Origin of the sequence: Spirosoma utsteinense (assembly GCF_014282275.1) — a bacterium.
Classification (GTDB): domain Bacteria; phylum Bacteroidota; class Bacteroidia; order Cytophagales; family Spirosomataceae; genus Spirosoma; species Spirosoma utsteinense.
Genome location: NZ_VFIA01000042.1, coordinates 24879 through 43489, shown reverse-complemented (window position 1 = coordinate 43489; position 18611 = coordinate 24879). Strand labels below are relative to the sequence as shown.

The following is an 18611-nucleotide window of genomic DNA, read 5'->3' as shown; positions in this document are numbered from 1 at the left end:
CTCAACGGGTGCTCGGTCAACACCCCCGTCAGCTACAGCTGTAACTGCGCTTCGGTCGCTGCACCAGTCAGTGGCGGTGACAAGAGCATCTGCCAGGGGGAAGCCCTGCCAGCGCTGAACGTCACCGTCGGGACGGGTCTGACCGCTAACTGGTACGCTACGGCCACGGGCACCAACGCCCTGGCCAGTGGCACGCTGACCTACCAGCCGGTAACCAGCGGTACCTACTACGTCGAAGCGGTTGACGCTAACTCGGGTTGCAGGAGTGCTACCCGCACAGCGGTTACTCTGACGGTCAAAGCGCTGCCAACCCTGACGATCGGTACCATTGCCTGCGCAGCTGATGTGCGGACCTACGCGGTCAGCTTCAGCAGCAACGGTGTGGTCACGGCCAGCAAGGGTACGGTGAGCGGTAATACGGTCAGTGGCATCCCAGCGGGAGAAACGGTGATCCTGACGACAACCCTCAACGGGTGCTCGGTCAACACCCCCGTCAGCTACAGCTGTAACTGCGCTTCGGTCGCTGCACCAGTCAGTGGCGGTGACAAGAGCATCTGCCAGGGGGAAGCCCTGCCAATGCTAAGTGTATCGGTAACCACGGGTCTGACCGCCAACTGGTACGCTACGGCCACGGGCACCAACGCCCTGGCCAGTGGAACACTGACCTACCAGCCGGTAACCAGTGGTACCTACTACGTCGAAGCGGTTGACGCTAACTCGGGTTGCAGGAGTGCTACCCGCACAGCGGTTACTCTGACGGTCAAAGCGCTGCCAACCCTGACGATCGGTACCATCGCCTGCGCAGCTGACGTGCGGACCTACGCGGTCAACTTCAGCAGCAACGGTGTAGTCACGGCCAGCAAGGGTACGGTGAGCGGTAATACGGTCAGTGGCATCCCAGCGGGAGAAACGGTGATCCTGACAGCAACCCTCAACGGATGTACGACCAGCACCGCACCGGTCAGCCAGACCTGCCAGGTGTTTGATCTATCACTGGTTAAGTCACTGGCGGTAGGACAGCCTTCGGTGGTGCCAGTCAATTCGAATGTTGTGTTCGTCATCGCCGTGACCAATGAAGGGACGATACCGGCAACGGGCATTGTGGTGAAGGATCAGCTGCCAACGGGGCTGACCCTTGCCGATGCCAACTGGACACCCGTCGCTGGCGGCACAATCCAGCGGTCGATTGCCACTACGCTGCTCCCGGGTGCGACCACTACGGTAACCCTCACGGTAACGGTCGGCGCTTCGGTAACGGGTACGCTAACGAACCTGGCTCAGATCAGCGACGCCAGAGACGACAGGGGCAACCCAGTACCGGACAGGGATTCGGCACCGGGCAATGGGTTCAGCAACGGGGAAGATGATGCAGACGACGAGTCGATCAGGGTCACTCCCGTATCGGACAACTTCGGTGTCAGGTCGACCACGATTTGCTCGGGCAGCACGGCAACGCTGGTAGCCAGCGGTTGTACGGGTCAGGTAAGCTGGAATACGGGAGCAACAGGGACCACCCTGATTACCCCTGTACTCACGGGCACCACCAGCTACACGGCAACGTGTACGACAACGGGTAGCAGTGTCACCGCCGTCGGCACCGTAACGGTTGTGCCGGTATCTCCGGTCACCATCACGGCCTCCAGTCTGACGGTCACTGCCGGCACCTCAGTAACGCTGACAGCCACGGGTTGCACAAGCGGAACGCTGAACTGGTCAGCAGGTGGTCAGACATCGTCCATGATTATTGTGCAGCCAACGCAGGCAACAACGGTTTACTCGGTAAGCTGCACGACGGCTTCGGGCTGTACATCGCAGGGTTCGATTACGATCTACCGCGGGGATGTGCTCCAACCCAGGCTGGTACTGGAAAAGCTGGTCGATCGTTCCAGAGCGCAGATTGGCGAGTTACTCACCTACAAGCTGATTATCCGGAACACCGGCCTGGGTATTGCCAATGACGTTGTCGTTCTGGATTCGCTCGATTCCGGTCTTCAGTACATCGCCGGATCAGCGCAGGCATCGTTGGGTAGCTTCGCTCCTGCCAGCTTTGGTGGTCGCTGGACAATCCCTCAGCTAACGGCTGGTAGCAGTGCTACGCTGACGTTGAGCGCCCGGGTAATGACCAGTGGTGTGCTGTATAACGTAGCCATAATTCCTGGCGATACCAACCGGGTATGTACAAGCATACCGATGGAAATCTGCCCGGGTGAACAAATCATGGCAACGGCACCAGGCGGACGGACGGACCTGAAATGGTACCGCAACGGCGTACAGGTAGGCAACGGGGCACAACTGGTGATTACAGAGCCAGGTATGTACACCGTACAAACGACAGCCGGGACTTGTCCTAATAACCAGTGCTGTCCGCTGGAGGTCATTGCCAGTACAAACTGCTGCCCGGTCAAGATTTGTGTTCCGTTTGTGATCAAGCAAACAAAAAGAGGACCCCGAATTGGTGACCGCTAACCACATCAGTTTAGCCGGAACATAATACGGATTGCAACCGCCCCAAAGGTTTTCTTTGGGGCGGTTTGCGTTGCAGGCAGTTGGCGGACCAATAACCTGGCAGCTGCTTTTGATATCGTGTGGCCCAAAGCCTGTCCGTTGCGAAAGGCACTTTTCCAGCGTTGGCCGAGCAACCCGTTGAAGAAGAATGATTAAGCGATGCCGGAGTCAACTTTTAAGCACCTGATTTTGTTATCTTATCAAAACAGATCCAGATTCGTCTGTTAACTTTGTGGCTTCATCTGTGCCGTTACGATATACTCTATTATGTTATCAATCAATAATTTACAGGCCTCCATCGGCGATAAACAAATTCTGAAAGGACTAAATCTGGAGGTTAACGCCGGTGAGGTTCATGCCATTATGGGTCCCAACGGTGCTGGCAAAAGCACGCTGGCATCGGTATTGGCGGGCCGTGAGGACTATGAAGTGACGGGCGGCAGCGTGCTGTTCGATGGCGAGGATTTGTTGGATATGGCGCCTGAAGTACGGGCCGCCGAAGGCATTTTCCTGGCGTTTCAGTACCCAGTCGAGATTCCGGGCGTGAGCACCACGAATTTTTTGAAGACGGCGATGAACGAAATTCGTAAACACCGCGGTCAGGATCCGCTCGATGCCGTACAGTTTCTGAAGCTGATGAAGGAGAAGATGAAACTCGTCAATATCGACCAATCGTTGTTAAGCCGGTCGCTGAACGAAGGCTTCTCGGGCGGAGAAAAAAAACGGAACGAAATTTTCCAGATGGCGATGCTCGAACCAAAACTGGCCATTCTCGACGAAACTGATTCGGGTCTGGATATCGATGCGTTACGTATTGTGGCCGAAGGCGTAAACACCCTGCGGTCCCCGGAACGGGCAACAATCGTTGTTACTCACTACCAGCGCCTGCTCGATTATATTGTTCCCGATTTTGTTCACGTCCTCTACCAGGGCCGCATTGTGAAATCTGGCCCTAAAGAACTGGCGCTCGAGCTGGAAGAAAAAGGGTATGATTGGATTAAAGCCGAAGTAGAAGCCAGCGTATAAGTTTTTAAGTGCTGGGTTTTTGAGTTCATAAACGCTTGGAAACGTACGCTCTGAAACACTTAAGAACTAACCAACTAATATGACTCCCTCTTACGCATCATACAACGAGTTTAAAGACCAGTTACTGGCGGCTTTTCAGTCGAACGAGGAACGTATGAACGGGGAAAGCAAAACTCCGTTGCATCAGGTTCGCCGGGCAGCGCTGCATCAGTTCGACCTGCTGGGCTTCCCTACAATCCGGCATGAGGAATGGAAATACTCCAACGTGGCCAATCTGCTCAAAGAAGCGTTTGACCTCGACAATTCTTCTTCGCTAACCGCCGATGATCTGACCCCGCTCCAAATTCCAAACCTCGACGGCAACATTATTACCTTCGTAAATGGGATTTATCGAGCCGATCTGTCGCGTCTTGTCAGCCCGGCTGAACAGGTACAAATCACTAGTTTTGCCGAAGGTGCCAAAGCAGACCCCGATTTTATCGGCGCCCACTTTGCCCGTTACGCCGACTATCAGGATAACGCTTTCACAGCCCTCAATACGGCCATGGCCAGCGATGGCGTCGTGATTCGGGTGCCGGCCAACACCACAGTTGAGCAACCCATTATTCTGCGTTTCATTACCGATGCCCGTGAGCGCAATATTGCCTCGCAGCCGCGTAACCTTGTCATCGTTGGCCAGAACTCCGAAGTCACCATGGCCGAATCGTTCCGGACGCTGGGTGGCCGGACCAGTTTTGTCAACGTCGTCACTGAAATTGCGCTGGAACGCGACGCCCGGATGCAATACTATAAGGTTCAGGACGAAACGGACAACGCTTATCATATTGGTACTACCCAGGTAAACCAGTCGGATAACAGTCATTTCTATTCGGCTACAGTAACCCTCAACGGTAATTTTGTTCGGAACAACCTGAACATCGTTCTGAACGGACAACATGCCGAGGCTTTCATGTATGGCCTTTATATGCCGAACGGCCGGCAGCACGTGGACAACCACACGCTGGTGGATCATGCAATGCCCAACTCGTACAGCAGCGAGTTGTACAAAGGTATTCTGGACGACAACGGCACGGGTGTCTTCAACGGAAAGATCTACGTCCGGCCCGATGCCCAGAAAACCAATGCGTATCAGTCGTGTAAAAACGTGGTTTTGTCATCTGGTGCATCGATGAACACCAAACCGCAGTTGGAAATCTACGCCGACGACGTGAAATGTTCGCACGGAACGACCACGGGCCAGCTGAACGACGAAGCTTTATTTTATATGCGTTCGCGCGGTATTCCCAAAGACGCAGCTCGTACCCTACTGCTGTACGCCTTCGTGCAGGACGTGGTAAGCCAGATAAAAATTCAGCCCATCCGCGAGTATCTCGAAGGCGTTGTAGCCCAAAAGCTGGGGCAGTAAGGCAAGTAGTGATGAGTTAGTAATGATGAACGATGAGTAGCTTTTGCGACAAAATCATCACCCATCATTACTAACTCATCACTTTTTAAGCACCTTTCCCCTACCCTCTTTGTTGTTTCTATAGCACATTTCACCGACAACCCATGCAATCGGCCATAGACAACACCCTCGATATACAGCAAATACGCAAAGACTTTCCAGTACTTGACCAGCAAATCAATGGTCGGCCACTGGTTTATCTGGACAATGCAGCTACCAATCAGAAGCCTACGGCAGTTATCAACGCGCTGACTCAGTACTATGAAGGGTACAATGCCAATATTCACCGGGGTATTCACCACCTGGCCGAGCAGGCTACGGCCGCTTTTGAGGCATCGCGCCGGGCTGTGCAGGCTTTTCTAAACGCAAAGCACTGGGAGGAGATTATCTTCACCTACGGCACCACTGATGGCATCAACCTGGTCGCACAGAGCTATGGACGCCGGTTTTTAAAGGCGGGTGACGAGATCATTATCTCGACCATGGAGCACCACTCCAATATCGTGCCCTGGCAAATGCTCTGTGAAGAGAAAGGCTGCGTGTTACGGGTGATTCCGGTGGACGATAACGGCGAGCTGATCATCGAGGAATACGAAAAACTGTTATCGGAGCGTACCAAGTTCGTTTCGGTCGTTCATGTATCGAACTCGCTGGGTACGATCAATCCGGTCAAAACCATCATCGACAAAGCACACGCAGTAGGTGCCGTTGTTCTCATCGATGGGGCGCAGGCATCGTCGCACCTTGATATCGATGTGCAGGTGCTTGACGCCGATTTCTATGTTTTCTCGGCCCATAAACTGTACGGACCAACGGGTATGGGTGTGCTATATGGCAAAAAAGCCATTCTGGATAGCATGCCGCCGTATCGGGGTGGTGGCGAAATGATCAAGGAAGTATCGTTTGAGAAAACCACTTACAATGAACTGCCGTATAAATTTGAAGCCGGAACGCCCAATATTGCCGATGTAATAGCGGTTAAGACGGCGCTGGAGTATATGGACGGTCTGGGTAAGGAAAATATTGCGGCCCACGAACACGACCTGCTTAAGTATGCCACCGAGCAACTCGGTGAGCTGGATGGTTTACGGATCATTGGTCAGGCAAAAGAAAAGATAGGCGTGATTTCCTGGGTACTCGATGGCATTCACCATCAGGATACGGGTGTCATTCTCGATCAGCAGGGTATTGCTGTCCGGACGGGGCACCATTGCTGCCAACCATTGATGCAGCGCTTCGGCATTGCTGGAACTACCCGGGCGTCGTTTGCCGTTTACAACACCAGAGACGAAGTCGACCGCTTGGTAACAGGTGTTCGGCGGGTGCAGAAGATGATGCTTTGATCGTTACTCTTTGTTACTATGTTCGCCGAAGAAATCTTGCTCGATAGAAATCAAGTGCTCGCAAGCCTTAGTGAGTTACCTGATAAAGTATCTTCAAAAGAATTAATAGAGCGCATCTTGTTCATTAAACTGATTGAGAGTCGGCTACGTGAACCAACTGAAATTTCTCATGACCAAGTCATGCAGGAACTTAAGGACATCAAGCAGAAAAAGTTGGCTAGTCTAACTAAGAAAGCATGATCGTCTGGAAGGAGTCAGCCAGCGAAGACGTTCGGGATATATGCGACTATTTATTTGACCAGTCGATTGCTGTAGCCGACGAATTGGAGAAGAAATTAGGCCTGATTGCTCAATTTCCAGAAATGGGCCGGATAGTGCCTGATTTCTACATCTCTTTTATTCGGGAAGTTTTCGTAGGCAGGTACAGGTTAGTGTACAGCACGCAGGAAACAACGATAAAAATTCTTGCAGTCCGACCCATGGGTCGGCCTTTAGGTAAACTTTAAGTATGACCATCAACGAGAAACAGGACGAGATTATCGAAGAATTTGACTTGTTCGACGATCAACTCGACAAAACGCAATATATTATTGATCTCGGCAAGAAGTTGCCACCCATGTCCGAATCAACCAAGACGGATCAGAATCGTATTATGGGTTGCCAATCGAAGGTTTGGGTCGATGCCGAAATGAAAGGCGACGGTCTCTACTTTTACGGTGATTCGGAACCTACGGCTCAAATATCGAAGGGCCTGATCAGTTTGCTGATTCGGGTACTCTCGGGTGAGAATCCGGAAGCCATTGCCAACGCCGACCTGTATTTTATTCCCCGCGTGGGCATGGGCAACCTGATCACATCGTTGCGGGCCGGCGGGCTGGCTTCAATGATCGAGCGCATGAAAGCGTTTGGCCGGGCCTATGCCAGCCAGACCGCCGACAAGTCCAACGCATAACTTTAACCAGCCATTGACGCCTGTCATGAACGACGAAGCAGAACTTAAAGAACAAATCATACTGGCGCTCAAAGGCGTATACGACCCTGAAATTCCAGTGGATGTATACGAGTTAGGGCTCATTTATGATATCAAGATATTCCCGGTCAATAACGTGTATATCCTGATGACGCTGACATCGCCCTCCTGCCCATCGGCGGGCGAGATCCCGAGTGAGATTGAAGAGAAAGTGCGGGCGGTTCCGGGTGTTAACGACGTCAGCGTCGAATTAACATTCGATCCACCCTACTCTACCGAGTTAATGTCGGAAGTAGCCAAATTAGAATTGGGCTTCATGTAAACGAATAATTAGCCAATCGGTGTTATGCGGTTGGCTAGTCGCTCAACAAAGAACTATAAACTAAAAACTGTACACCGAATTATGTATCCTCCTCACTTGCTTGTCCCGATGCGGGAAGACCTGACCAGCGTTGGTTTTCAGGAACTGACCACTGCCGATGACGTGGTAAACACCATGGAAAACGCGCAGGGCACTACGCTCGTCGTTGTCAATTCAGTTTGCGGTTGCGCTGCCGGTGCAGCCCGTCCAGGAGTGAAAGCGGCTCTGGCCCTCAGCCCGGTTAAACCCGACCAGATGGTGACGGTTTTTGCCGGTGCCGATCTGGATGCTACCGAGAAAATGCGCGAGTATTTTCTTCCTTATCCGCCTTCATCGCCTGCTATCGGCATTTTTAAAGATGGCGATCTGGTTCATTTCATCGAGCGGCACCACATCGAAGGCCGGTCGGCTCAGATGATTGCTCAACACCTTGAAATGGCCCTGGAAGAGTTCTGTACGCCCGCCAACGCCTAACGCGGACTTCAGTCCGCACGTAAGGATTGCTGGTTAACCGGCGCCAATCACAAAACCCCCTACTGCAATAAAGCTGATTCATACCGAGCTTTATTGCAGTAGGGGGTTTTGTGTGTTCGGCAGACTGAAGTCTGCGTTACGTGACGGCAAATACTTTCGCCAGTAACCGCGACAGCGGCAACAGGCAGAATACAAGCATAGCCAGCGGAAATGAAGCGAAAGCAGCTACCCAGGCTGCGTTCATGACAATGACCGATAATACCCCCGCCCGCACAGCCATGCCAATGTTATGTCCCACCGGCTCACGGACGGCGCGCCACAAGGGCGGAAAAATATAATAACCAAACAGCAGCAGAAACGGTAGTGCTGTTCCCAGTTGTTCTCTTCGCTGCGCCAGAGCGGCCACACAGCCGATCACAAGCGCATAGAGCAAACCAGCAGCCCGCAATGTTACCGGGCTGCCGCCATGTACCTCACCACGGCTGATCATGGTAATAGCTGCAATGTATATAATTGGGACCAAGCCTATCCACACCCAGGGTAAGACCTGATCGGCCAGAATACTCACCCCCAGTAACAGGTTTAGTCCCCGGCACAGGCCCATGTTCAGGGGTCCCAGCAAATTATGATGTTTACCAAAACGGTCGTACACCACCGACGCCACAGCAATACCGATGGCCAGCAGGCCAGCCGTTTGATTGACCAGAAACGAGGCACCAATACCAACCGCCAGAAGCAGACTCCCCAGACCGGCGGCAGTGCCCTTGCTGATGACACCGCTCGGAATGGGACGCTCGGGGCGCTCAACGGCATCCAGTTCAGCGTCAAACACATCGTTGAAAACGACCCCACCGCCATATAAACCAACCGTTGCCAGACATAGCCAGCCTACCGGTGCCGGAAGCGGTGAGGGGTCCTGAAAATAGCCTGCAATCGCCATTCCCGCTAATACGTCAGCAATGGCCGTAACCAGATTGGCAGGACGGGTGAGGGATAAAAGGGCCTTGATCTTACTCATTTAGTGATGTCAGTATCTGCATATGGTGTCGGGTTCTGAATATGTTCGTGGTGTCAGGTTCTGGAGCGCCAGCCCGGTCAAACCCGATACCACGAACTCCACGGACACCATACTCTAACGACACTTCGCATGCTATCTATTTAATAATCGTCGATTCTTTGTCCACGCGTGGTGCCTGTCCACCGCGCAGCACCGAACTGCCGTTGAAGCGCTGGCTCTGATCGATGGTCAGGGGCTCCAGCAGTTCCTCGAGGTTAAGCTGACCACTTTGAGCAAAAGCGGTGACAGCATTCCCAAACGTAACCAGCTTAATAGCCTCATCTGAAATGCCGTGTTGCTTCATTAACGCAGCAGTTTTAGGAACAGCCAGCGGGTCGCTGACACCCCAGTCGGCTGCCGAATTGATCATGATGCGCTCAGGGCCATACTGCTTAACGATCTCTACCATACGTTCATTCCCCATTTTAGTGAATGGATAGATCGTAAAGCCAGCCCAGAACCCGCGATCGAGTACCTCCCGCACCGTTTCTTCGTTGTTATGATCCACGATTACCATACCTGGCTCGACACCGTGCTCGATGGCGATGTCCATACTGCGGCTGGTACCCTGCTTTTTATCGCGGTGGGGCGTATGAATCTGCACGGGTAGATTAGCTTCTTTGGCCAGGTCCAACTGGGCCCGGTAGTATTTATCCTCGGCCGGCGTCTGATCGTCGAAACCAATTTCACCAATGCCAACTACACCTTCTTTGTAAATAAACAGGGGTAGTATTTCCATAACCTGCTCAGCCAGTGCTTCCTGGTTGGCTTCCTTGGAGTTCAGACCGATGGTGCAATAGTGCCGTATACCGAACTGTGACGCCCGGAAACGTTCCCACCCAACCAGCGTAGCAAAATAATCCCGGAACGAGTCGACGCCAGTGCGGGGCTGTCCCATCCAGAAAGCGGGCTCAATAACGGCAACCACACCTGCATCAGCCATAGCCTGATAATCATCGGTGGTACGGGAAATCATGTGGACATGCATGTCGAAAAACGACATACCCTGGATTGAATCCATGAAATTCATAGCGAGTACTGCATTAAGAAGTAATTGGTTACTGCCGGCAAGATGACAAAGATACGGCACGGAGCGGCATGTTTTTTTAAGCAATTTCTAATCAGATTCTCACCATTCCCTAACCTCATTTATACAACCTTATTCAAACTCTATACGTTTTATAGAGAGTGAGACAACAAATTTTCAGTATGAACATGTACAAACAAAAAACAGGAAAGTGGCTAACCTACGCAGCCTTACTGCTGACTGTTGGGGGCGGCCTTATGGCTTGCCGCGAAAATGCCATTGCCGATCTGAAACCGGAAGACAACGCGGTGTATATAACAAACCGGGATCGCAGCGTCGACTTTGCTCAATACCGCACCTTTAGCTTACCCGATTCGGTAGTTGTTGAGTCGAATGACCGCTACACGCCCTCGCTGACGGCGACCGAGAGCCAGTTTGTGACGAGTGTAGTCAGTGGACTTACAAGCCGGGGTTTCCAGCGGGTTAGCCAGGGACAGGCTGCTGATCTTGGGGTAGCGCTCATTCGGGTCGATAACCGGTATACGGGGGTCAGCGCCAATCCTTACGGGTCCTATTATTCAAACTACTGGTATGGAGGAGGCTTTGGTGGTGGTCTGGGCGGCTTTTACGATCCATTTCTCTACCCAAGTTACTATACCTACCAGGTAAGTGACCGCTACTGGGAGATCCGGATCGTCGACCTCAAGAACCGGCCAACGGGCACTACAAACCCCGACCAGCAGCAGCTTCAGGTTATCTATAGCGGCACGGTTCGCGGCTCTGAAGTGACCGATGCTGCCGCAGCGCAGCAAGCCGTTACCGCCTTGCTGGGTCAATCTCCTTATTTACAAACTGCCCGTTAAACATCCTATGAAACGCATCACAGCATTGATTGCCTTGCTGGCCTTTACTATGGCGGCACAGGCTCAGTACAGGAACGAACCCAACGACGTATTTGCCTCTCAGTTTGACCGGTATGTTACGTTCAGTCTGGCAGCCCGCTACGGCGTGGCTATGCCCCTCGGTGGCCAGAAAGGCTATATTGATCGGATTTCACCAGCCAATGTAGCCATCGAGGGCGAATGGCTGTTTCCCAAGCATTTTTCGCTGGGGATAAAAACCGGCTATCAGTATAACCAGCAACGCCTGGACCGTCAGGTATATGAACTCGGTGATGAAACTGTATCGGCGGTACAAACCCGAACGCTGACCATAATTCCGGCTATGGTTTCAGCCTCGTATTATTTCGCCGAAAACTCGGCTGCTATCCGGCCTTACGTGCAGCTAGCCGGGGGCGGTGCCTATGTCGATTATACAAATTTCTTCGGCCCGTTATCCGATCAGAACAACGGCTTCAAGGCGGCTATTTCCCCGGCCATTGGTTTGAAGTTTTTTGGCCAGCGTGATCAGAAGCTTGGTGCCGAAGTGCAGGCGCAGTACCAGAATGTGTTTTTCAACTACGACCTGCTCCGTAACAGCAGTCCGTCGCTAATGCTTTCGGCTGGGCTGGTTTATCGGATGTATTAGAAAATACAACAGGTAAATCTATACGTATAGAAAACAGGTGATTCAAACGACGTTGCAGCGCCGTAGGTGTGTCCTGTCAATAGAGAATTCGGTTCCTAAAAACACAGTAGCGCCGTAGGTGCGAACCATCAGCCAACGGATGGGTCGCACCTACGGCGCTTTATTGATACGTGTTCGATTATTTGGCTATTGACAGGCCGCCCCTACTGGGCTGCTCGTCCTACGAACCACTTAAAAAAATGCCTTTCACCTACTCCATCAATAGCTCGATATGGGGCGGCAGGCTGCGCCCGGCAGCCCGGCGTTCGGCGGCATAGTCGGCCAGTGTGTGGGCCAGTCGTTCGTTTCTACGTTCGTCCAGGCCAATAATGTGGGTTACATCCTTGTCGGTGAAGAACGCTTTCAGGATAAGCTGATTCCAGGCAGCCTCATCGAAATAATCGGCCGGATAGGGATTATGCAGCATGATCGCCGATTGTACATCCGCAATATTATTCCGAATACCTTCTGTTGCCTGAAACCGCCAGCTTTCGGGAAACGCCAGTACGGGCAGAGCTGAATATAGGGCAACCAGTTCATTCAGTTCGCCTGCCTTGAAGAGTTCGCTAATGGTGTTGACATAGATGGTTTTCTCGTCGGCGGGGAGTTGCAGCAGCCACCACACCCGCGCCAGCCGATCCATTGTCCAGCCTGCCACGCTAAAACCTGGCCGAAGACGCTGGAGAGAAAAGGCCATATCGGCCGGCACATCGATGCCCTTCCTGCCAACGAAACGGGGCATGGCCGTAAAAACGCGGTAAAACGAACTTACCTGAGGGTTCTGGTGGTAAGCATCGACCTGCTGACGCAGATACTCAACGGCTTTCCCGGAGTCTGGCTGCTGTTCGATCAGGTAAAACAGCGTTTGACTCATTGTAGCGATATTCATGCGGTAAACTTTGGCAAAGTTTTAGACTTTGCCAAGGTGGCGGGCAAACTATTCACTGCTATTTTTTGCTTTGGGGTGAGCCTGATCGTACGTTTTTTTCAACTGCTCCAGACTCGTATGGGTATAAATCTGCGTTGCCGCTAAACTACTGTGACCTAACAGATCTTTGATGGCATTCAGGTCGGCCCCCCGGTTGAGCAGGTGCGTTGCAAACGAGTGACGCAGTACGTGTGGGCTCTTTTTTTCGAGCGTCGTTACGAGCGTCAGGTTTCGTTTGACGATGCGCTGAATCAAAACCGGATAGGCCGCCACACCTTTATCGCTCACGATGAGTACAGCCTGCTCGGCCATCCCTTTAAACTCGGTTTCTTTCAGCAGAAGATACTGTTGAATTAGTTCAAACAGTGGTTGCGTCAGTGGAATGATCCGGTGTTTATTACGCTTCCCAAGTACTTGTATCGTCTTGTCGTACAGATTGACATCGACCGTTTTGAGTCCGGTCAGTTCGCTCAGGCGGATGCCGGTACCATAGAGCAGTTCGAGAACCAGTTTATCCCGGACGCCCTCGAACGTGTCAGCAAATTCAACGTCGTTCAGGAGCATTTCCATGGGTTTCTCCTCTACATAGATGGGCAGCCTCTTGCTCATCTTGAGGGCCCGGACCTTGGTCATAGGATCCAGATCGATCACTTTCCGGCGCAGTAAAAAGTCGAAGTACGCCCGCAACGTAGCTATCTTCCGATTGACCGACGACTTGTCCAGTTCAGCCTCTACCAGACTTACGATCCAGGAGCGCACATGCCGGAAGTCGGCCTGCGCGGGTTGGGATATATTGCATTCAGCCAGCAAAAACGAACTGAACTGCGCCAGATCGTTCGCATAAGCAGTCACGGTATGATGACTAAGTCGCTTTTCGTACCGGATGTGCTGGAGAAAATCTTCAGAGGGCGTGTTCATAGGATCGGGATCCTGACTGGATTTTTACGATGAACGGAATTGAGCTGCACCAAAGCTACGGGAGACAGGCCTCAAAATACAGATAAAACAGGCAGGATTACACCCAGTTTCAGGCAACAAAAAAGCAGCAAACATAACTGCTTGCTGCTCTGTGCTTTTTCGCGGATTCGTTGAATTTGCTGACTGCGCAATCAACGTGTCAATGAATAACCGCGCTCCACCGATAGGACCGCGTGGCCTATTGCTCGGTGTGGTTGCCGTACATACGCTCTTTGTATGTGGCCTTGATAACTTCCATGCGACGCTTTACCGACGGCTTTTTGAACGCCGTCCGCGACCGCAACTGCCGCAACACGCCCGTTTTCTCGAATTTCTTCTTGAAACGCTTGAGGGCTTTGTCAATCGACTCGTTGTCTTTTACATTAATGATAAGCATGTTCTGAAATATTGTGTTTAGCTAAAACGGGTAGCAAAGGTACTAGATTTGTGGGCATGAAGCAAGCCATAATCGACTTAGGAACCAATACATTTCACCTGCTCATCGCCGAAAAACAACCCAACGAGTCATACACGACCCTTTTCCGCGAAAGCCGCCCGGCAAAAATAGGCCAGGCCGGCATTAATCAGGGGCTCATTACCGAAGAGGGAATTGATCGGGCGCTGACAGTTTTAAGGTATTTCCGGCAAAAACTGGACGAATTCGGTGTGTCGCCCGAACAGGTTGTTGCTACCGGTACGAGCGCTATTCGCGTGGCACGTAACCAGACCACCTTTATCGAACGGGTTATGCAAGCAACGGGCATCCGGATACAGGTAATCTCGGGTGAGCAGGAAGCCGACTATATCTACCACGGCGTTCGCGCGGCTGGCGCGTTGAGCGAAAAAACTGCCCTGATCATGGACATTGGCGGGGGAAGCGTTGAGTTCATTCTTGGCAATGAGTCCCGGATCTTTTGGAAACAAAGCTTCGAAATTGGTGGGCAGCGACTCCTCGAACGGTTCATGCCCGGCGACCGGGCGGCACCCATCACGACAACCAGCCAGCGTCGGCTCCATGATTATTTCCGGGAGCAGTTATTGCCACTCACCAATGGTATCCACCAGTACGAACCAACCGTTCTCGTCGGCTCCTCGGGCTCGTTCGACACGCTGGTCGACATGTGGTACATGCATGAGCACGGCCACCTGCCCCCACCTGACCAGACCACCTTCAACCTGCCGGTATCGGAGTTTTACCGGGCCTACGAACAGCTCATCACCCGCAACCACGCCGAACGGATGCAGATCCCCGGCATGATCGAACTCCGCGTCGACATGATCGTGGTTGCCATTTGCCTGATCGATTATATCCTGAAAACATACGCGCTTCGGCAGATCACAACCTCGACCTATTCACTAAAAGAAGGGGTCTTAAGTAGCTTATAACGACGCTTTGCTTTGTGTGAGTATCCCGGACGGCCACGTCCGGGTTTAATGTATTCCTTCCTCACACCCGGACGTGGCCGTCCAGGCCACTGCCATGAAAGCTAAAACCAGTAAGCAATCGTCCTACAGCAACCTGACGTACACCGCGCTCATTCTGCTCATTGTTATTCTGGCGATGACGTTTCCACAGCCGTTTCGCGAGATTGGCGGCTTTCCCCTGAAGAAGCTTATTATTCCGTTGTTGCAGCTTATCATGCTGGGCATGGGAACGACCATGTCACTGGCCGATTTTAGCGAAGTCGCCAAGCAGCCCCGTGCGGTATTGATCGGTCTGGTTTGCCAGTTCACCATTATGCCATTTATGGGTTATTTCCTGGCGAGTACGTTTGGCTTCCCCCCCGAAATTGCGGCTGGTGTCATCCTCATTGGTTGTTCCCCCAGCGGACTGGCCAGTAATGTCATGTGCTTCATTGCCAAAGCCAACGTTGCCCTCTCGATCACCATCACCTCCCTGGCCACCCTCCTGGCCCCGGTGCTGACGCCCTCCCTGATGAAATTGCTGGCGGGCCAGTTCATAGCGGTGAGCTTTACGGATATGATGATCGACATCCTGAAGATCGTCATTTTACCCGTTGTGGTAGGTCTGATCCTGAACCGGATTTTCCGTAAATCGACGGTGTTGCTCAACCGCGTCATGCCGCTGGTGTCCATGACTGGTATTATTCTCATTGTGGGCATCATCACAGCCGCCGGTCGTGAGAGCCTGTTCACCGTTGGCTGGACGCTCGCCCTTTGCGTACTGCTCCATAACCTGAGTGGCTTTGTGTTCGGCTACTCGCTGGCCCGGCTCTTCCGGATGCCGGAGCAAAGCTGCCGCACTGTTGCCATCGAAGTCGGACTTCAAAACGGCGGATTAGCCTCCGGTCTGGCCCTGCAAATGGGTAAAGTAGCCACCGTGGGGCTCGCTCCTGCCCTGTTTGGCCCTATCATGAACATGACCGGCTCGCTGCTGGCCACATTCTGGAGCCAGCGCCCGCCCAAAGTGGTAGCCGACACACCCGTTGTGGCTGTATCCCGCCCGTAACATCTCTTCTGTATAACCTTCTATGACAACCGAACTCCTGGCTAACCTCTGGCGCATCAATCAGGCTACAGCTGCGGGGCCCATTCAAAAATTGACGCCCGAAAACTATCGCAACCGATTAACAGCTGACACAGCCTCGGCAGGATTCATCGCCCTCCACACCGCCGAATCCATGCATAGCTTTGCAAAACTGCTGTTCGGTCGGGAGATGAGTATCGAAACGCGGGCCATGGGTGGTGTATCAGATGATGGAAAACCCATCGACCTCGCGTTGGTGCAGACGATGATCAATGAAGCCTATGGCCTGATCGCCGACCATATCCGGCAAACACCCGACGAACAATGGGCTGAAATCATCAAAACGCCCTTTGGCGATACGCCGAGAATGGGCGTCCTGGCTTTTCTCATGCACCATAACTCCTACCACGCCGGTCAAATTGCCCAGGCGGTGAAAAAGGGACAGCCATCTCCGGTATTCACCGAGTCTTAGATCCGGCTACAGGTTAAACGCATTAAAGTGGCTGGCCAGGAGACATTTCTACTACTTTTTGAGTAGTTGCCCAAGCAACCGCTTCAATTCATCGATCTCCAATTGTTGTTGCTGGTTGATTGCCTTTTGCTCCTGTCTGCCCTTTTCTAACTGGATACTGTAGAGCGTTAACTCCTCAATCTTTTCCAGAAGCGTAGCGTCCATCCTGGCGGCATCGAGACCCTCCTTTACTACTTCATTAGCCGAAGGAACACCGGGTAAGTGCTGGTGTTTTTGAATGAACCGCTCCAGCTCAGCTAAGGAGCGTAGCCGATAGCCACTCATAAAGACTTTATCAGACCAATCAGACACGCTTCGAACGGCATAATGACCCGCCGGGGTAAGAACGAGTTTACCCATACCATCAACGGTAAGCAGCTTCTCAGCGGACGTTAAGTGAGCTGGACTGTTGGCCGTAAGCCGGCTGAACCGAACACCCGATTCGTGATCTAGTCCACTATCGATGTCTAGCCGTGTAGTAGGCGTACTGGTACCAATGCCAACATTAGCCTCCTTGCCCAGTACCACCGCGTTACTTACGGCGACATGAGCGCCAGCACCGATAGCGGTGGCGTTGATCAAGTTTTGGGCAATAGCATCGGCTCCGGTACCTACAAAGGTATTTTGGAACCCGTTGTCATGCTGGCCGGTATTGTAGCCTATGTAAACATTGTCGTCACCAGTACTGCTAGCAGGTCCAGTTCCATTCCCGATGAATGTATTGTGGTTGCCCAGGGAATTGCCTCGCCCTGAAGCTGTACCAAAAAAGGTATTTCCCTTACCGGTGGTGGTTATATAACCGGATTGATAGCCGACAAACGTGTTTGAGTCGGCCAGGGCGTTATAACCGGACTGGTAGCCCAGGAAGGTGTTCTGCACTCCGGTGGCGTTGGCATAGCCGGCTTTGGAGCCCACAAAAACGGTGTTGGAGACGGTGGCGTTATAGCCAGCTGAGTCGCCTATCATCACGTTATTGTAACCGGTTTGGTTCTTGCGTCCGGCGGACACCCCTACATAGGCGTTGCTATAGCCGGTCGTGTTCGCATAGCCTGCTTCAACCCCTGTGAAGACATTGTAATTACCCGTCGTGTTCGCATAGCCTGCTGCAATCCCTATAAAGGCATTGTTAGAACCCGTGGTATTTGATCTGCCTGCTTGACTCCCTATAAAGGCATTGCCAAAACCCGTGGTATTTGAACTGCCTGCTGAAGACCCGGTAAAGGCATTGAAAGAACCCGTGGTATTTGAACTGCCTGCATAAGCCCCGGTAAAGGCATTGTTAAACCCCGTCGTGTTCCTAAAGCCTGCTTGATTTCCTGTAAAGGCATTGAAAGAACCCGTCGTGTTCGCATAGCCTGCTTCAGCCCCTGTGAAGACATTGTAATTACCCGTGGTGTTATAATAGCCTGCTTGATACCCTGTAAAGGCATTGGCATTGCCCGTGGTGTTATAATAGCCTGCTTGATATCCTGTAAAGGCATTGTAATTACCCGTGGTGTTCGCATAGCCTGCTGCAGCCCCTGTAAAGGCATTGTTAGAACCCGTCGTGTTCTGAAAGCCTGCTCCATCCCCTGTAAAGGCATTATAAGAACCCGTCGTGTTAGCATGGCCTGCATAAGACCCTGTAAAGGCATTGAAAGAACCCGTCGTGTTCCGAAAGCCTGCTTCATACCCTATAAAGGAATTCCAACCACCCGTCGTGTTGGCAATACCGACACTCCTACCCAGGAATGTATTTTGACCACCCGTCATGGTGATGTTCCCAGTCCCAACGCCCACCAGGACATTGGCTGAACCCGGTGAAGCCGCAGCGGGCGAGGTAGCCACGTAGTTGTTTTGAGCCAGCCCTGAAACGGGCAGCCACAGGGCTACTAAAAGATAGAAGTGTATACGCATAGCAGATGAGGATAGACAGGGAGTAGAGAAGGGATGATTAACTTAAGACGGTAATAGA

Annotated in this window: 20 protein-coding genes; 14 read left to right on the top strand and 6 right to left on the bottom strand. The window is 52.4% G+C overall.

The features are described from left to right. The 9 genes from FH603_RS23385 to FH603_RS23345 all read left to right on the top strand — a co-directional run. The coding region (locus FH603_RS23385; protein WP_186740727.1) for an Ig-like domain-containing protein at positions 1 to 2466 on the top strand (2466 nt) is incomplete at its 5' end. A gap of 306 nt (positions 2467 to 2772) precedes the next feature. Then, on the top strand, positions 2773 to 3531 hold the full coding sequence (gene sufC / locus FH603_RS23380; RefSeq protein ID WP_186740725.1) for a Fe-S cluster assembly ATPase SufC: 759 nt from the start codon (positions 2773 to 2775) through the stop codon (positions 3529 to 3531). Between the two features lie 79 nt (positions 3532 to 3610). After that, on the top strand, positions 3611 to 4936 hold the full coding sequence (sufD, locus tag FH603_RS23375; RefSeq protein WP_186740723.1) for a Fe-S cluster assembly protein SufD: 1326 nt from the start codon (positions 3611 to 3613) through the stop codon (positions 4934 to 4936). A gap of 143 nt (positions 4937 to 5079) precedes the next feature. After that, positions 5080 to 6318: a cysteine desulfurase gene (locus FH603_RS23370; RefSeq protein WP_186740721.1), complete on the top strand. Its 1239-nt coding sequence runs from the start codon at positions 5080 to 5082 to the stop codon at positions 6316 to 6318. Positions 6319 to 6336: 18 nt separating this feature from the next. After that, positions 6337 to 6558, top strand: coding sequence for a hypothetical protein (locus FH603_RS23365; protein ID WP_186740719.1), 222 nt, complete (start codon positions 6337 to 6339; stop codon positions 6556 to 6558). Continuing rightward, complete coding sequence (locus tag FH603_RS23360) at positions 6555 to 6824, top strand: type II toxin-antitoxin system RelE/ParE family toxin (protein ID WP_186740717.1); 270 nt, start codon at positions 6555 to 6557, stop codon at positions 6822 to 6824. Before FH603_RS23365 ends, FH603_RS23360 begins: the two co-directional genes overlap by 4 nt. Before the next feature lie 2 nt (positions 6825 to 6826). Then, positions 6827 to 7270, top strand: a complete 444-nt coding sequence (locus FH603_RS23355; RefSeq protein ID WP_186740715.1) for a SufE family protein — start codon at positions 6827 to 6829, stop codon at positions 7268 to 7270. Between the two features lie 25 nt (positions 7271 to 7295). Beyond that, complete coding sequence (locus tag FH603_RS23350) at positions 7296 to 7610, top strand: DUF59 domain-containing protein (RefSeq protein WP_186740713.1); 315 nt, start codon at positions 7296 to 7298, stop codon at positions 7608 to 7610. An 81-nt stretch (positions 7611 to 7691) separates the two neighbouring features. After that, the gene (locus tag FH603_RS23345; protein ID WP_186740711.1) at positions 7692 to 8123 is read left to right on the top strand and encodes a BrxA/BrxB family bacilliredoxin; all 432 of its coding nucleotides are present in this window, start codon (positions 7692 to 7694) and stop codon (positions 8121 to 8123) included. Between the two features lie 136 nt (positions 8124 to 8259). Here FH603_RS23345 and eboC read toward each other — a convergent pair whose 3' ends face one another. After that, positions 8260 to 9141, bottom strand: coding sequence for a UbiA-like protein EboC (gene eboC, locus FH603_RS23340; protein WP_186740708.1), 882 nt, complete (start codon positions 9139 to 9141; stop codon positions 8260 to 8262). A gap of 136 nt (positions 9142 to 9277) precedes the next feature. Further along, positions 9278 to 10210: a TatD family hydrolase gene (locus FH603_RS23335; RefSeq protein ID WP_186740697.1), complete on the bottom strand. Its 933-nt coding sequence runs from the start codon at positions 10208 to 10210 to the stop codon at positions 9278 to 9280. A 179-nt stretch (positions 10211 to 10389) separates the two neighbouring features. Between FH603_RS23335 and FH603_RS23330 the strand changes: the two genes are divergently transcribed. Next, positions 10390 to 11070, top strand: a complete 681-nt coding sequence (locus FH603_RS23330) for a DUF4136 domain-containing protein (protein ID WP_186740695.1) — start codon at positions 10390 to 10392, stop codon at positions 11068 to 11070. 7 nt (positions 11071 to 11077) lie between these two features. Then, positions 11078 to 11734 (top strand): OmpW family outer membrane protein, encoded by a 657-nt coding sequence (locus tag FH603_RS23325; protein ID WP_186740693.1) that lies wholly within the window; start codon positions 11078 to 11080, stop codon positions 11732 to 11734. 250 nt (positions 11735 to 11984) lie between these two features. Here FH603_RS23325 and FH603_RS23320 read toward each other — a convergent pair whose 3' ends face one another. From FH603_RS23320 to rpsU, 3 genes are all read right to left on the bottom strand, one after another. Then, positions 11985 to 12662, bottom strand: a complete 678-nt coding sequence (locus FH603_RS23320) for an EboA domain-containing protein (protein ID WP_186740691.1) — start codon at positions 12660 to 12662, stop codon at positions 11985 to 11987. 48 nt (positions 12663 to 12710) lie between these two features. Next, positions 12711 to 13619 carry a tyrosine-type recombinase/integrase gene (locus FH603_RS23315; protein ID WP_186740681.1) on the bottom strand — a complete coding sequence of 303 codons (909 nt, stop codon included), beginning with the start codon at positions 13617 to 13619 and terminating at the stop codon, positions 12711 to 12713. 238 nt (positions 13620 to 13857) lie between these two features. After that, positions 13858 to 14055, bottom strand: coding sequence for a 30S ribosomal protein S21 (gene rpsU / locus FH603_RS23310; protein ID WP_186740679.1), 198 nt, complete (start codon positions 14053 to 14055; stop codon positions 13858 to 13860). 56 nt (positions 14056 to 14111) lie between these two features. On the opposite strand from rpsU, the gene FH603_RS23305 reads away from it, so the two are divergent. The 3 genes from FH603_RS23305 to FH603_RS23295 all read left to right on the top strand — a co-directional run bounded on the left by FH603_RS23305 (position 14112) and on the right by FH603_RS23295 (position 16618). Beyond that, a complete protein-coding gene (locus tag FH603_RS23305; RefSeq protein WP_186740677.1) occupies positions 14112 to 15044 on the top strand; it encodes a Ppx/GppA phosphatase family protein in 933 nt (310 codons plus the stop codon). A gap of 94 nt (positions 15045 to 15138) precedes the next feature. Beyond that, positions 15139 to 16128 carry a bile acid:sodium symporter family protein gene (locus tag FH603_RS23300; RefSeq protein ID WP_186740675.1) on the top strand — a complete coding sequence of 330 codons (990 nt, stop codon included), beginning with the start codon at positions 15139 to 15141 and terminating at the stop codon, positions 16126 to 16128. A gap of 22 nt (positions 16129 to 16150) precedes the next feature. Next, positions 16151 to 16618: a DinB family protein gene (locus FH603_RS23295; protein ID WP_186740673.1), complete on the top strand. Its 468-nt coding sequence runs from the start codon at positions 16151 to 16153 to the stop codon at positions 16616 to 16618. A gap of 51 nt (positions 16619 to 16669) precedes the next feature. On the opposite strand, the gene FH603_RS23290 is transcribed toward FH603_RS23295, so the two are convergent. Further along, positions 16670 to 18553, bottom strand: coding sequence for an autotransporter outer membrane beta-barrel domain-containing protein (locus tag FH603_RS23290; RefSeq protein ID WP_186740671.1), 1884 nt, complete (start codon positions 18551 to 18553; stop codon positions 16670 to 16672). Between the last annotated feature and the right edge of the window lie 58 nt (positions 18554 to 18611).